The 15,975-nt window shown below is 60.4% G+C and carries 9 protein-coding genes and 3 pseudogenes; 9 read left to right on the top strand and 3 right to left on the bottom strand.

What is annotated here, in order from left to right:
• Positions 1-519: 519 nt before the first annotated feature.
• Positions 520-2,247, bottom strand: coding sequence for an L-lactate permease (locus C450_RS06655; RefSeq protein ID WP_005041790.1), 1,728 nt, complete (start codon positions 2,245-2,247; stop codon positions 520-522).
• Positions 2,248-2,921: 674 nt separating this feature from the next.
• Between C450_RS06655 and C450_RS06650 the strand changes: the two genes are divergently transcribed.
• The 4 genes from C450_RS06650 (at position 2,922) to C450_RS06635 (ending at position 6,266) form a co-directional block, all read left to right on the top strand.
• On the top strand, positions 2,922-3,470 hold the full coding sequence (locus C450_RS06650) for a helix-turn-helix transcriptional regulator (protein ID WP_005041788.1): 549 nt from the start codon (positions 2,922-2,924) through the stop codon (positions 3,468-3,470).
• Between the two features lie 239 nt (positions 3,471-3,709).
• A complete protein-coding gene (locus tag C450_RS06645) occupies positions 3,710-5,446 on the top strand; it encodes an Nramp family divalent metal transporter (protein ID WP_005041785.1) in 1,737 nt (578 codons plus the stop codon).
• A complete protein-coding gene (locus C450_RS06640; RefSeq protein WP_152424451.1) occupies positions 5,431-5,784 on the top strand; it encodes a hypothetical protein in 354 nt (117 codons plus the stop codon). The genes C450_RS06645 and C450_RS06640 overlap by 16 nt, the downstream gene beginning before the upstream one ends.
• The gene (locus C450_RS06635) at positions 5,781-6,266 is read left to right on the top strand and encodes a hypothetical protein (protein ID WP_152424450.1); all 486 of its coding nucleotides are present in this window, start codon (positions 5,781-5,783) and stop codon (positions 6,264-6,266) included. Before C450_RS06640 ends, C450_RS06635 begins: the two co-directional genes overlap by 4 nt.
• A gap of 604 nt (positions 6,267-6,870) precedes the next feature.
• Here the strand turns inward: C450_RS06635 and C450_RS06630 are convergent.
• Positions 6,871-7,302, bottom strand: a pseudogene (locus C450_RS06630) (transposase); the annotation flags it as partial.
• A 181-nt stretch (positions 7,303-7,483) separates the two neighbouring features.
• On the opposite strand from C450_RS06630, the gene C450_RS06625 reads away from it, so the two are divergent.
• A complete protein-coding gene (locus C450_RS06625) occupies positions 7,484-7,990 on the top strand; it encodes a LutC/YkgG family protein (protein WP_005041777.1) in 507 nt (168 codons plus the stop codon).
• Complete coding sequence (locus C450_RS06620) at positions 7,991-10,183, top strand: LUD domain-containing protein (RefSeq protein ID WP_005041774.1); 2,193 nt, start codon at positions 7,991-7,993, stop codon at positions 10,181-10,183.
• Positions 10,184-10,656: 473 nt separating this feature from the next.
• Here C450_RS06620 and C450_RS06615 read toward each other — a convergent pair.
• A pseudogene (locus C450_RS06615) lies at positions 10,657-11,083 on the bottom strand (hypothetical protein).
• A 429-nt stretch (positions 11,084-11,512) separates the two neighbouring features.
• Here C450_RS06615 and C450_RS06610 point away from each other — a divergent pair.
• From C450_RS06610 to C450_RS06600, 3 genes and pseudogenes are all read left to right on the top strand, one after another.
• Positions 11,513-11,899, top strand: a complete 387-nt coding sequence (locus tag C450_RS06610; protein ID WP_005041770.1) for a winged helix-turn-helix domain-containing protein — start codon at positions 11,513-11,515, stop codon at positions 11,897-11,899.
• On the top strand, positions 11,899-12,174 hold the full coding sequence (locus C450_RS06605; RefSeq protein WP_005041768.1) for a DUF7521 family protein: 276 nt from the start codon (positions 11,899-11,901) through the stop codon (positions 12,172-12,174). The genes C450_RS06610 and C450_RS06605 overlap by 1 nt, the downstream gene beginning before the upstream one ends.
• A 192-nt stretch (positions 12,175-12,366) precedes the next feature.
• Positions 12,367-15,303 (top strand): annotated as a pseudogene (locus tag C450_RS06600) (efflux RND transporter permease subunit).
• Positions 15,304-15,975 lie beyond the last annotated feature (672 nt).

Raw genomic sequence — 15,975 nt, 5'->3', positions numbered from 1 at the left:
GAGAGATCACCCTGATGTGTGTCGTCTACAACATCAAACGCTCCGTCACACAGTGAATTCCACCGCCTTACGGCGATTCAACAGAGCCGGAAATTGGACTGCTTGGGATTGCAGCCTAGTTCGTGGTGGCGATTTGCATATGTGGTACTCCGGGACTTGAGTGATTTCACCCTGCAACGAAGGGAGTGTCTACTGACAGGGTGGTGTCGGGGTTGTTCCATTAGCTCGACTTTGCACATTTATAAGCAACTCCGAATTCTTCCGTCTCACCCTCCACAGAGCAGTATCTGACCGATAGTCTGTGACTTGACAGGCCTGCTGTGGAGGCGAGTACGGGCCAGATCGGGCCAAATTTGATGATCACCGGCTGGTTGATCACCGATCTACGAGGAATCACGGAGCGAAATAGGCACTCTCACGTTGTCTAATCCACGTTCAGAAGACTTCTTATAAACGTGCAAAGCTGAGTCGTGTAACATGGCGTCGATGTGGGTTCGGAGAGTGTGACCGACCGGGTCCTCAAAACGCCCCCGGGGCGACGATGTAACCGAACAACAGCGTCAGCAATCCTGTAGCCGTCGCGTAGTAGGCTAACGGGATCAACTCCAAGCGGATGACCCGTCCCTCCTCGCCGACGAGGCCGACGACTGCCAGCGCTGCGACGACGTTGTGGATCGCAATGAGGTTCCCGATCGCACCGCCGACCGCCTGTGCACCGACGACGATCTGAGTCGGCACGCCGATGTTTTGCGCGGCGGTGAACTGGAACGTCCCGAAGAGGATGTCACTGACCGTGTTCGACCCCGCGATGAACGCACCGAATGCGCCCACGAGCGCGGCGAAGAATGGATAAATCGCACCTGCGGCGTTTGCCGTCAGGTCCGAAAGGATCACGAGCATACTGTCGAGTTCCCCGGCCTGCCCGGAGTTGATCATGACCTGGACCGTCGCAACCGCAAACCACAGCGCGATCACCGCCGGCAGGATCTTCTGGACCGTTTCCTTCCAGGAGGCAGTGATCTCTTCGGTGTCCATTCCGTGGAGCCCGTAGGTCAGGATACTCACAAAGACGAAAATCGCACCGGGAAGGTACAGCGTCCGGAACGATCCGTCAAGCCCCGTCCCGAAAATGTCGTTCCACGCTATTATCATATTTGATGTCAGGAATGTTTGCAGTGGGTCCCAGACCCGTGTTGCGACGAGCAACGCGGCGGTCAGGACGTACGGGAGCCACGCCATCCCGAGCGACATCCTCCGATTCGGGCTGGTTTCGACGGTTCCGCCATCGGCTGCAACCGTCTGCCCGCCCCTGGTGCTCTCACCGGGCTCGATATCGCCGACCCAGTGGTCCGGCCAGCTCTCCCGGGGACTGAAGTCCCACTCGTCGTCCGGAAGCAGGTAACCGGCCCGAAGCGTCGTTGCTGTAACGAACAATCCGACCATCGCGCCCAACAACGCAGGGAAGGTCGGTCCTAAGAAGTATGCGGTCGCCCAGTACGGGACGGCAAAGGAGGCCCACGCGAACAGCGTCAGCGGCAGTACCTCCAGCGCCGGCCTGATCGAGCGCTCCTCGCCAAAAAAGCGCGTCATCATTGCCACGCTAATAAAGGGGAGCACGATGCCGACGACCGCATGGATGGACGCCGCCCAGATGGCGACATCTGCGACGTACTCGGTAACGGTTAATCCCTGATCCTGTATCGTAGACTGGATCGCGGTGTTCTGGCTGAAGACCTCTTCGAGACCAATGATGAGCGGCGTCCCGACCGCGCCGAAGGTAATCGCCATCAGGTTGCCCGTGAGCGCGACGACCACCGCCGCCAACGGCGGGAAGCCGAGGCCTACCAGCAGTGGGCCGACGATGGCCGCAGGCGTGCCGAAGCCAGCCGCACCCTCGATGAACGAGCCCATGAGGAAAACGAGCAATACAACCTGAACACGCCGGTCGTCGCTGATCGAGGAGAAACCGGCGTTGATGACGTCGAACGCGCCGGACTGCTTCAGTGTATACAACAGCAGTATCGCGCCGAAGACGATCCACAGAATCTCGGTGGCTGTGAAGACGCCGGCGATTGATGCGGCCGCGATCAGTTCCGGCGACATATTCCAGCCGACATACCCGACGGCGATGGCGATCACCCACGCGATCGGCATGGTGCGCGTCGCCGGCTGGTAGAGAATCACCATGAGCACAGTGATCGCCACCAGCGGCAGCAGCGCTAACGAGACGAGTGCCAAATCAGCCATGGCGAGTCTTCTCCCCTCGTCGTTTTTCTGTAGCGTAGTGGAACCAATCGAATGAGTGACTGATCAACTCCTGAACCACCCGATTTCTCGCCATACTGGCCATCATTCTACATCGATTGCTCGGTGTTAACATGATATTCCTGCAGTCTACACAGGAGCGTCGCCGTGAGACTCCCGGATCTACTGTACGTCCACCTGTCGATGCCGGTCTGGCTGCCATCCCGATCGAGTCTGGCATGAAAATAGAACAGAAACGGCGTCACTTATACTTTTGGTAGAAGTCAGTCATCGGTCCCACAGATATTGTTCCCTGCGGGAGCCGGACCCGTCGGTACGCCTCGGTTTTCGGTGTGTTCTCATTCGTATCGCCTCGATTCGGCCGGCTATCGGATCCGATTCGGACCGCCTGCTTCGGTGTTCTCTCTCGCGCGTCCGCGGTTCTCGGCGGCGGGACGACGGGACGGGAACGATCGCGCCATCGGTTCGAACAGCGTCCATGCGGGCGGATTGACGGCATACACACGTATGCACTGGCCGTGCACACGTGTGCAAGAGCTGGTACACTCGTATGAGACGCCGATCCACACGTATTGAGGTGGTTCCGGAGTTCACGGAAACGCGACGCCGGTAGCTCGGTCAACAACCCTTTGACGGTTCGTCCACATTGAGGGTATATGGTCCGAGGGCGCGAAGTGAAGGGAGACGCCCGCCACGCTGATCGCATCCCGCTCGACGCCGTGCTTTCGGTCTTCGAGGGCCGCGACGACCACGCACGGCCGGTGACGGCAAGCGACGTCATTCAGACTGTCGGATGCTCCCGCCGCACGGCCCACAACAAGCTCAACGAGCTCGTCGACCGGGGGACCCTCGACACGCGGAAGGTCGGTTCCCGCAGCCGGGTGTGGTGGGTTCCCATCGCGGAACCCCCCGACGGGGTGCTGGCCGAGCCGTCCGCCGAACCGCCGGTTGAGGATGTCGACCTCCCCGGCACCGGCAAGACGCTGGAATCGCGTCAGGCCGCCCTCCGTGCCGCCTACGAGTATCTGCAGGAGCACCCGGAGGCTAAGAAATCGGATTTCCTCCAAGAGGTGTTCTCGGAGTACCCTGCCGAGTACGAGACCGCCGAGGGCTGGTGGAACGCTATCCAACCGGCGCTGGCCCAGCTTCCGGGCGTCGATCCGCCGGAGGAACGCGGCCACATCTGGCACTTCCTCGGGGGATAAACGCTTCCCGCTCATTTATGAGAGATTATTGATAGAGCTTCCCCGACTAGAGTGTGTGCAGCAATCAGAACACAGAGTAGTTCTCAGGACGGATCTCAATTCACTGGAGAGCCGATAGAATCGCAGGATGGAATTGCATCGACAATGTACTACATATGAACGAACGCTTTATTGCCGGTGTTCTGTGATACAGGCCACGTGAGAATCACGAGCCGGCGTCTCGGCTGTGAACAACACCTATGAGCGACGACCGACGGATGGTGAGCGACGGCGATGTCTACGCCTCAGAAGACGAGGGACGCGTCTACCGCGCGAGCTCCTATGTCCCAACGGCCTACGATAATCTCGACGTCGCGCCGGAGACCGAGGCGTATCCGGACCGCGGGCGCGACGAGGGCGGCTACCGAGTACTCGACCTCCCCCGCGTCCCGAAGCTATCGCACGTCCTCGGCCCGAGCGCGATCATGCTCGGCGCGTCGCTCGGGAGCGGCGAGACCTTGTTCTGGCCAGTGTTGATCGCCCAGCACGGCTGGGTGCTCTACTGGGCGTTCTTCATCGGCGTCCTCACGCAGTTTTTCGTGAACACGGAGATCCAGCGCTGGACGCTTGCTACGAGCGAGTCGATCTTCCGGGGATTCGAACGACTCCATCGCCTCTGGCCGCTCTCCTTCCTCGTGTTGGGATTCATCAGCCTCGGCTGGCCGGGCTGGGCCGCGAGTGCCGCCAACATCGGGGCGATCGGCCTCGGGATCGAATCGCTGGTGCTCGACTTGGGGGCGGTGCAACTCGACGCCTGGCGGCTGCTCGGGATCGTCCTGATGGTGCTCATCTGGCTGACCTACCAGCTCACGCCGCTGATGTACAACGTCGTCGAACGGCTCCAGATCGTGCTCGTCTCGCTCTCGGTCGTGTTCGCCATCGTCCTGTTCGTGGCGCTCGGGTCGGTCAACGAGCTGGCGAAGGTCCCTGGGGGCGTCGCCAGCGTCGGCGCGATCCCGCCCGGAAGCGACATTGCCGTCTTCCTCGGTGGACTCGCCTACGCTGGGGCCGGCGGCTACCTGAACCTCTCACAGAGCCTCTGGGTCCGCGAGAAGGGCTACGGCATGAGCCGCTACCAGGGCCGCATCAAGAACCCTATCGTCGGGGACGATCCCGAACCGGTCCAGCGGGACGGCTTCACGTTCCCGCCAACGGTGACAAACCTGCGCCGGTGGCGGGGGTGGTGGCGGCTCGCACAGCTCGAACACTTCCTGACGTTCGTGGTCGGCCTGCTCGTCGCGGCGACGATGTTGATGGCCACGGCGGCGGAGTACGCACAGGGAACGACCGACGACGGCGTCGCCATGTGGACCGAGGTGGTCGCCCCGCAGGTCGGCGCGTTCGGCAGCGCACTCCTCTTCGCGACGCTGTTTCTGGCGCTTTTGACCACTGAGTACGCGATCATTGAGTCGTTCGTCCGCAACAGCGCCGACGTCATCTACGAGCTGTACGGCCGGGGTGCTGGCTGGAGCCTCCCGCGGATCTTCTGGGGGCTGCTGACGGTGTTCATCCTCTGGGGAATCGTCATCCTCTCGCTCCCGATCGCCATCGAGCAGCCGTTCAGTCTGCTGGTGATCTCCGCAGCGATGTCCGGAGTAATGATGTGGCCATATACCGTCCTCCTGCTCGTCGTCAACACTCGGCGACTTCCCGAACACACCCAGCCCGGCTGGTTTCGAGTGGTCACGCAGTGGTGGGCGAGCGGCTTTTTCGGCTACTTCAGCGTCCTGCTCATCGGCAACGTGTTCGCTAATACCCTCGGCCTGGCGGCGTTCGACACTGACCCCGCCGTGATCGGCAGCGGCGTCGGGGGGTATGCGCTGTTCGCTGCATTCGTCGCCGTAGAGCTGGCGGTCATCGCAACGTCCGTCCGCGGGAAGCGAACGAAACGCGACACCGTCGACCAGGCCGACGAATCGGCGTGGTATCTCCCCTGATGGCGACGCCCGCGATCCGACGGATCGTCGACCGCCGCCGGTGGATCTACGCCGGCGGCGTCGCGGCCGTCCTGCTCGTGCGTTCGGCACCGCTCCCCCGCTCGATGCGGGCGCTCGTCGTCGCGGCCGTGCTCGCGGGGATGGTCCTGACCTACGCCGCCGAACTGTGGCTGCACGCCAGGGGCGACATCCGCCGACCACTGTCGCTACTTTTCGGTGTAGCCGGCGTCGCCGCCGGCGTCTGGCTTGCCCTCACCGGAACGCTTGCCGGCGTGCTGTTCGTCGGCGGTGGCCTCCTCTTTTTCCGGCGAGGGATCGCAGGCGGTGAGTCGGCGTGAGCGACCGGCCGCCTGCGGTCCATGTCCACGTCCATCGCGTCATGGCTGGAGCCTTCCCCCTACGGGTGGCGGACCTGCTGTTCACCGACGACACGCTCGTCGTACCGGAGTATCGCTACCTGACGCCACTTTCCGGCATCCTCCGCGGGCGCCACGAAGTCGGGGCGGCGGCCGCAAAGCGGTACCGCGAGGCCGGCGTTGGGGGGCTCGTTGAGATGGCCGAGCGAATCCACCGGATCGCGTACGCCGACATCGAGCGCGTCAGGATCTACGACGGACGGTCCGTCGGTCGTCCGAAGGTGACCATCGACGTCACGGCGGGCCCGCCCTACGCCTACCGGGTCCACGCGCCCGTCGATGTGGCCGCGCTGACCGACGCACTGACCAGCCTCGGTCGCCGTCGAGGGTTCGGGGTCGAACACCACGGCACGCTCGGGTTCGATCCCCGCACTAGTCTCCGGCGGTTCCTCGCCGACCGGTAGTCCGGTCACAGCCCAGCGGGCCAACCGGGGCGGGTCAGTCAGCCCGGTTGGGACAGCGCCGCGGCGAGTTTCTCCACAGGATTGGGTGGCCCACCCTTCGTGCCCGGCCTGTCACCGATTTGGGTCCGCTGGAACAGCAACGCCCGCCGATCGTTCCCAGCCGTGGGAACCCACGAATCGTCCCGCTGCTCAAAACCACTCCGCAAACCTGCGCCGGTGAAACATCGGTAGCGACCGCTCGCGCGCGATGCCGACCGTCCGCTCCAGCACGGCCCGAACGCCCGGAATCGCCATGACAAGGTTCGAGAGCGGGACGAACGTCGAGCCGAGCTTCGATAGCGCCCTGATCCGGGCGAACGCGTGATCCCGGGGGCTCGCCCCGTTGGGTTGGTGGTGTTCGTGTTCCTGAAGTCACGTATGGGAAAATCTGCTACCTGAACCAAGCCAACCAGGAAGCTTGATTCTTTCGCCCAGTTAACCGAGTAGCTTCTCCCGCCACAAAACCAACTGACGGCGAACCAATTCTCCCTCACCACCGACAGGCGGAAGACATCCTATTGCGGTAGCTGTCGCTCACACCGCCACCAACCGCGCAATCAGCTGCTTAGGCTGTCACGCCGGGTGGATCGTACACTTCGCCGCGATCTAACATATGGTAGATCGACACCAACATCTTCCGGGCAGTCGCCACCGCTGCCTTCTGCTTGTTCTTCCGCCGCTTGATGCGGTTATAGAATCGACTCAGATACTCGTCACCGACCGTATGAACCGCTGAATGAACCGCCTGGACCAGCACCCACCGCACCTTTCCCGACCCATTCTTCGAGATTCTTCCTTCGAACCGCGAGTCGCCAGACTCGCGGATCACTGGGTTCAATCCCACGTACCGCACCACTTCCTTGGCTCGATCAAATCGGTCAATCTCACCGATCTCCACGTAAATCACCAATGCTGAGTAGTGGCTGATACCCGGAATCGTCATGAGGAGTTGCGTCTCTCTGCACCCTTCTGCTCGCTCCTCAATCCGCTCGTCTAGGTGTTCGATCGGCTATGTTTCGCCATCGAACAACAAGCATATGTAACTCTTTTTTCATCTACTATCATCCATCAAATTCCGCCGTGGATGGTGAGAGTGTATAATCAAATATATGTAATGTTCTGTCGTGGGAATGCGTGGAGGGAAACACCCATTAGGCTGTTTCATAAACGTCCGCCAGATGTCAGCCGAACCAATCACGACCTTCGAGTCGTCCCTCGACGAGGTCGGGGTCGAACTCGTTCAGACGACTTCTGACCAGTTCGAGTCGACGCTTATCCCGCTCCTCAACGCTCGCGCGGTTGGCACTCCGCTTCCGTTCGAGAACGTCTCCCTGCCGGACGCCGTAGAGGTCGATCCGACGGTGCAGGAACTCGAAACTGCGGAAACCGGCGTCACCGCCGCCGGATACGCCATCGCCGACTACGGCTCCGTGGTCATCCAGGGCGGCCCTGACGGCGAGGAACCGGTTAGCCTCTACGCCGACGAACACGTCGCCGTCATCGCCGGCAGCGATATCCTCCCAGATATGGACACGACGTTCGATCGACTCGCCGAGGACATCCGTAGCGGCACCGGGCAAGCCGTCATCGCGACCGGGCCGAGCGCCACAGCAGACATGGGCGCGCTCGTGAAGGGAGCCCACGGCCCGATGGACGTCACCGTCGTTCTCCTGGAGGACAGGTAGATGAGCGTCGATGACCGCCAGCGAAAAGCCGAACGCATCCGCCACCTCCTCGACACCGAGGGCAACAACGTCCATGAGAACACACAGGTCTTCAACGATGGCCGCTACGAATCTACTGCGGATCTCGAAGACTACGACGGCCTCAAAGACGAGGCCCGCGCCATTAAGGAAGACACCATCGAACGCCTGCCCGAACTCATCCATCAGGTTATCGAGGCGGTCGAAACCAACGGCGGTACAGTCTATCTCGCTGACGACGCCGCCGACGCGAACCGATACATAACGGAGGTCGCCGGCGGCCGCGATGTCGTGAAGTCGAAGTCGATGACCAGCGAGGAGATCGAGGCGAACGAGTCTCTCGAAGCCAGCGGCGCGGACGTCTGGGAGACTGACCTCGCCGAGTTCGTCCTGCAGGTTGCCGACGAAGCGCCGTCACACATCGTCGCACCCGCTATCCACAAGTCCCGCGAGGAGATTGCGGACCTGTTCAACGCGCACTTCGACCCGGAAGAGCCCCTCGAAACCGCCGAGGAGCTGACACAGTTCGCCCGTGAGTATCTCGGTGAGAAGATCATGGACGCCGAGGTCGGAATGACGGGGGCAAACTTCGTCACGGCGGATACCGGCACACTCGCGCTGGTCACAAGCGAAGGCAACGCCCGCAAGTGCGTGCAGGCGACGGACACCCATATTGCGGTCGCGGGCGTAGAGAAACTCGTCCCGAGCGTTGAGGACCTCCAGCCGTTCGTCGAACTCATCGGCCGGTCGGGGACCGGACAGGACATCACCTCCTATATCTCGCTTTTCACGCCGCCCGGCGACTCACCGACTTTCGACGAGGGAGACGAACTCGGTCCCGGCGACGATCGCGAGTTCCACCTCGTGCTCATCGACAACGGCCGCATGGAGATGCGCGAGGACGACCAACTCCGGGAGACGCTGTACTGCATCCGGTGTTCGGCATGTGCGAACTCGTGTGCGAACTTCCAACACGTCGGCGGCCATGCCTTCGGCGGCGAGACGTACTCCGGCGGTATCGCCACCGGCTGGGAGGCCGGCGTCCACAGTCAGGACAGCGCCGCCGAGTTCAACGACCTCTGTACGGGCTGTTCGCGCTGCGTGAATGCGTGTCCCGTGAAAATCGACATCCCGTGGATAAACACGGTCGTCAGGGACCGCATCAACCACGAGGACCAGACTGAATTCGATTTCCTGGTGGAGGGGTTGACGCCCGACGAGGAACCCGGTAGAATGGACCTCCAGAAACGGTTTTTCGGTAACTACGCGACCCTCGCCAAACTGGGCAGCGCCACCGCGCCGATGTCGAACTGGCTGGCTGGGACCAAGCCTGCGCAGGTGCTCATGGAGCGATTCATGGGAATCGACCGCCGTCGAGACCTCCCGAAATTTCGGCGCGAAACGCTCAGGAAGTGGTTTGAGGCGCGCGGTGGCTCGCGCATTTCACGGACTGATGCAAGTCGAGAAGCCGTGCTCTATCCCGACGCCTACACCAATCATGTACAGGTTGAGCGCGGAAAGGCCGCCGTCCGTGTTCTGGAAGCGCTCGGCGTCTCAGTACAAATTCCCGAGGTGGCGTCCAGCGGGCGTGCTCCGCTCTCGCAGGGAATGATTGGGACTGCTGAACGCCACGCTCACGAAGTCTACGCAGACCTCGCAGAGCACATCGACGCCGGCCGGGACGTGGTGGTGATCGAACCCTCCGACCTCGCCATGTTCGCCGGCGAGTACGAGAAGTTCCTGCCCGAACAATCCGCAGAACGTCTCGATAGCAACAGCTACGAAATCATGGAGTACGTTTACGGACTGCTCGAAAATGGGGCGAGTGGTCGAGAACTGCGAGCAGGTGGCGGCGAGGGGGTGGCCTACCACAGCCACTGCCAGCAGCGAACGCTTGGACTCGAAGCCCACACCGTTGCCGTTCTCGATGAACTCGGCTACGATGTGTTGACCTCGGAAACCGAGTGCTGTGGGATGGCCGGTTCCTTTGGCTACAAGCGCGAATACTACGAATTGAGCATGGATGTCGGCAGTGAACTCGAATCGCAGTTCCAAGCCGAGAATGCACGCGACCGCACTGTCGTAGCGAGTGGAACATCCTGTCTCGAACAGTTGGAGTCGTTGCTAGAGCGGCCGAGCCAGCACCCGGTTCAGTTGGTTGACCCCGTCAGGTAGTCGTCAACTCAATACCTGAAACTGATTCGATAGGAATTCTGCTATCCCCACAGCGCGTGATGAAAAATATGGGCGCAAGAGCCGGTACCTAGCCAGCGCATCCAGCGCGAGAAGTTGACTGGTGCAAGTGCAAACTACCTTAATCAGGCTGATGTCGGCTAGGTAGCCAATTAATGCACGGTTCGGGTGTTCGTTTCGGCTGTTCTTCCGACGTGATAAACGAGTACTGATCATCTCGAGTAGATGTTTCGGAATCGTCCGACCAGAGTGTGAAATAAAAACTACTGAATAGTGCCGTGAACGTGAGGTGGGCAGACGGGAGCCGACAGATTAGGGTCTCGACCTCGGTGTAGTCCGTGGCGTGCTCGCAGCGCGCCTGCGCGATGGTAGATGACGTCCGAAACGAATCCAACGAGATCATCGGCTTCTATCCGGTGTGACGAAACGCTATTTTTGATTTTTCTCTGAGTGAGTTAGAGAAACCCAGCGATGACGAGTAGTGCTACCGAGACACCACTCGCTCCGAGAAACCACGGTCGCGCTTTCGTTGCTGCCACTACCGCTGACTGCTCCGGTTGGGTGCTGGTCAACCGACGGAAGCCGAAGAAAAGCACGACTGCGAGGACGAGCCAGAGGCCGACCATCGCCAGTACGAGATTCCCTCGGCCGGTTGACTGGAGTGTTTCGGCGGTATAGAGCGTCCCTGCGAGATGCCCGCCGCTGAACAACAACAGGAGGACTGAGCCGACCGTGAGATACCAGAACCGTCGTGCGATGAGAGTCAGCCCTTCCGTACTCAGCAACTCGCTGCGTGCTGCCGGGATAACAGCGCCNGCCACCCGTCCAAAGCGCAGCGAAGATCGTGTGGATGGTCATCGCTATATCGAGGACACTCGTCATCGGTGAACCCTCGTGCTCAGCGGTGCGCCCATCGTAATGACTTTGCTCGGTCGGGGTGCTGCGCCGACTTCGATCATACGTCCAGTGTCTCGTGGATCGACTCGGGTGATGGCTTCGTGCGTCATCAGTGTCGTATTCGAATCTGGAGGATAAACATCGATGGGGGCGTCCCAGATGTTGGGAGTGGCATCCGTAGACGAGCAGAAATCGCATGGAGGGATTGGAATCGGGCTATTCCAGCTATCTGGGAATGACCGAGACTCCTATACCCTCTCCGCCGAAAGAATCGAGTACGACAAGACATGAGTGCCGTCGACTCTCGAAACAGAACCACAGCATACAGCACCTGAGATGAGCGAGCAACACAGTGGGGCGAATCGATTATCACTGATCCCGTCGAATACTGGCTCGACTGACTCATCTACCGAAATGGCTCGATGGTCGTCCGACGAAATCGACGAATCCGATGGATCCGCTCTCCCGCCAGTGTTGCAGTCGCTCGACGACAGTACCTGTCGAGAGATTCTTACTCGGCTAAACGAGCCGAAATCGGCAAGCGACCTGCGTGATGACTGTGATCTCTCTAGCTCGACGGTGTATCGGAAACTCGAACTACTCCGCGAATCGGCACTCGTTCGAGAGTATACGGAGGTTCGACGCGACGGGCCAAACGTCACGCTCTACGAGCGGGATTTCACGGATATCTCAATTGGTATTGACGACACCGGCGAGTTCTCCATGACGGTGACCCGTCCGGAGACGGACCCGGAGGACCGACTGGCTACGTTCTGGTCGGCAATGAAGGAGGAGTCGTGATGGAGCTACTCGTCGCATTGCTCGTCGTCGTCAAGATTGCTGCTCTCGTCCTCGGGGGAGTCGTCTCGCTGATGGCGTACAGAGCCTACAACCGAACACGGATCGCTGGTCTCCAGTACTTTGCGGTGGGATTAGCGGTCATCACTCTCGGAACGTTTCTGGTCGGCGTGTTCCACCACATCGGCGGCGCTTCAGTCACCGCCGGAATGCTCCTCGAGAGCGTGATTATCTGTCTCGGGTTCGTCGTCATGATCGTTGGGCTTTACCGGACGTAGCATCCGATTCGTTCTCACTGAAGACCGCTATCTGGGTTGGCTTTCAAAACTACAGCCAGTTGTCCCACGTTTTGGGAACCTTCCATCGCTCCTTATCAGTCGCCATCGGAGAGAACGTATGAACTGGTCCGAAATCCCCATCACTCGATCCGATTCCGCAGCCACTCCCGTAACAGGTGGTGACGGTAACCGATGAAGCGGGAACTGACCTCTCGATACGCGGAGGTGCTCGCCTCACGGAGCAAACTGATAATCGCTCTGTTGCTCGTCATCAGTGCCGTCGTTGGTGCTGGCGCAGTCATTGGAACCACTAGCGAAGGGGAAATCGGCCAGGCCGGTATTGATTCCCCGGAGCAGGCGGCACTCGACCGCATCGAAGCGACGTACGAGACGGACGATGCAGTTGTTGCACAGGTCGTCGTCAGGGACGATGGCGGTGACGTTCTCACCCGCGAGTCACTACTCAAAAGCCTCCGTCTTCAGCAGGAGATCCGCGGAAACGAATCGATCAATGCGACGCTTCGTGACGGGACAGGGATGGTCGGCATCGAGAACGTGGTGGCGAACGTTGCATACGCTCACGAACAGAGCGAACGCGCCAACACGTCGGGTGCAAACGCCAGCTCTCGTGCGACGGGCGGGAACAATACATCAGCGGCGCAGGGTCAGTCGTCAGCACCGACACTCGATCAGCAGATCGCCGCACTCGAATCCAGTTCGGACGAGCAAGTCGAGACGTATCTCAGCCGGATCCTCGACCCGGATGCGTCCGTTTCGGGTAGCGACCCAACCGAATTCCTCCCAACGAATTACGAACCGGGGACAACGCAAGCCGACGCGAGAACTACCCTCGTCTTCCAGCAGAACCCGAGCGGTTCAGCGACGACTACCCCAGCAGTGAACGACGCGCAGGTGGCCATCGACTCGCTGGTCGAGAACCGCTTCGCCGACGCGTTCGTGTTCGGACAAGGNAGTGAACGACGCGCAGGTGGCCATCGACTCGCTGGTCGAGAACCGCTTCGCCGACGCGTTCGTGTTCGGACAAGGTATCATCGACGAGGAGTCCTCGCAGGCCATTGGCGATAGTTTCACCATCATCACGCCGGTCGCAATCGTCCTCTTACTCGTGGTCCTCACGATTGCCTACCGCGACCTTGTTGACGTTCTCGTGAGCGTCTTCGGTGTCGGCGTCGTGATAGTCTGGTACGCTGGCATACAGGGTTGGCTCGGGATTCCGTCGAATTCGACCCTGATCGCCGTGCCGTTCTTGCTCATCGGTCTAAGTATCGATTACTCGCTCCATGTCGTCATGCGCTACCGCGAGGCGCGAGAAGGAACACTCGACACCGACGACGAAACAGTGGATCGGCGCGATCCCACGACTGCGATGCGTGTCGGGATTGCTGGCGTCGTCCTCGCGTTAGCTACCGCCGCGTTCTCGACAGCGGTCGGCTTCCTCTCGAACTACGTCAGTCCGCTGGAATCGATTCAGGATTTCGCCATCTTGAGTGGTGTCGGTATCGTCGCCATCTTCGTCGTCTTCGCCGCGCTCGTGCCGGCTATCAAACTCGAACTCGAACGGTTTTTCGACCGCCGTGGCCGCGACCGGCACAATCCTGCCGTCGGCGTCGGTTCAGGAGGGTTGAGCCGTCTTCTCTCGGGCACCGCTGCGCTCGCACGGCGAGCGCCTATCGCCGTCATCGTGATCGCACTGGTGCTCGCCTCCGCAGGCGCGTACGGTGCGACCGACATTGACACGGAGTTCAACCAGGCCGACTTCCTGCCACAGGATGCCCCNGCACTGGTGCTCGCCTCCGCAGGCGCGTACGGTGCGACCGACATTGACACGGAGTTCAACCAGGCCGACTTCCTGCCACAGGATGCCCCAGCGTGGATGGAATCGCTGCCAGGACCGTTCGCCCCCGGCGACTACGACGTGAGCCAGAACCTCGACTATCTGAGCGACAACTTCCGCCAGCGCGGACAGGGGGCAGAAGGACAGATACTGATACGCGGGAACGTGACCGCACCGGCGCTGCTCACCGCAATCGACGACGTGACCCAGAACACGAACAGCAGTGGGACTATCGTCGTCGGTTCCGATGGAAGAGCCGCGATCGAGAGTCCGGCATCCGTCCTCCGTAGTGTCGCTGCCCAAAACGAGACAGTCGCCGACGCGATCGAAGTGCGTGACACGGATGGTGATGGACTCCCGGATCGAGATACTGCGGCGGTCTATGACCTGTTGTTCGAGGCTGCTCCCGACCAAGCGTCATCGGTACTCTATCGTGCCGACAACGGGTCNGATACTGCGGCGGTCTATGACCTGTTGTTCGAGGCTGCTCCCGACCAAGCGTCATCGGTACTCTATCGTGCCGACAACGGGTCGTACCAATCCGCCAGACTGACAGTTGGTGTGCAGGGGAACGCCTCGGCCCAGTCGGTCACGGGCGACGTTCGGGGCGTCGCCTCGGCCATCGAAGGGGACGCGCCGGTACGGGCCATCGCAACGGGTGGACCGGTCATCACTGCGGTCGTCCAGAGCGGGCTGTTCGAGACGCTCGTTGAGGGATTCGCCATCACGTTGGGGGTCATTCTCGCACTTCTCGTTGGACTGTACTGGTGGCGAAACCGCACGCCAGGATTGGGTGTCGTGACGCTCGTTCCCGTCGTCATCGCGCTTGCATGGTTGCTTGGGACGATGGCAGTGCTCGACATCCCATTCAACAGCGAAACCGTCGTCATCACGAGTCTGGCGATCGGTCTGGGCGTGGATTACAGCATCCACGTCAGCGAACGGTTTGTCGACGAACNATCACGAGTCTGGCGATCGGTCTGGGCGTGGATTACAGCATCCACGTCAGCGAACGGTTTGTCGACGAACGCGCTCGTCACGACTCGCTCACAGACACACTGTCGACAGCACTCACGGGAACCGGCGGTGCGTTGCTTGGCAGTGCGGTGACGACCGCGTCCGGTTTCGGGGTGCTCGCGCTGGCGCTGTCGCCGCCGCTCCAGCGGTTCGGCATCGTGACCGGATTGAGCATCGTCTACGCGTTCGTCGCGTGCATGACGGTGCTCCCGTGTTTGCTCGTGATCCGGGAGCGCTTGCTTACGCGACTAGCATAANCATCGTCTACGCGTTCGTCGCGTGCATGACGGTGCTCCCGTGTTTGCTCGTGATCCGGGAGCGCTTGCTTACGCGACTAGCATAAGCTCCTTCTAGTTTCATATCTGGAATTCTCCTTCTCCGAAACGTTGTCTTGGTACCTGAACTTGGACGAATGGAGTTCTCACGCACGATAGACAGAGAAACCCAACCTCTGCAATTTAAATTTCGCGGTGGTCTCTGCATGACGAATCTACCTATCCGACCTCAGTTATACATAGCTTTCTGTGTGATCTAGACTACTGATAAAGATTACGGGCCCAGCTATGCATGAGAAAACTACCTACCTGACTTCAGGGGATATGACAGTGGGAACCTCTTCTTACCAAACGATGCGGTGCAAGACAGAAACTCCACATCCACCATCATCGGGCACATATCGACCGATCCACAGAGTCAGATTGTAAACATCTGTGNGCGAGGAGGATGACCACGGGAACTGAGCGCCTCGGGAAAAGATGATTCCAGGCGGATAGATTGCTCTTGCACGATTGGATTCGAAATCAAGACCGAAGCCTGAATTACACGGAAATTATGCTTGACGAACCTATACCGGAATCCAACCTAGGATTCAAAGGACCAGTCGATGCGATCGAACGTGTATCCACCACAGTGAGGGCAGACCTGCCGCC

This window comes from Halococcus salifodinae DSM 8989, assembly GCF_000336935.1.
In the GTDB taxonomy this organism is placed as follows: domain Archaea; phylum Halobacteriota; class Halobacteria; order Halobacteriales; family Halococcaceae; genus Halococcus; species Halococcus salifodinae.
Note: the sequence above shows the minus strand (reverse complement) of the source record. Positions and strands in the feature narration are given on the sequence as shown.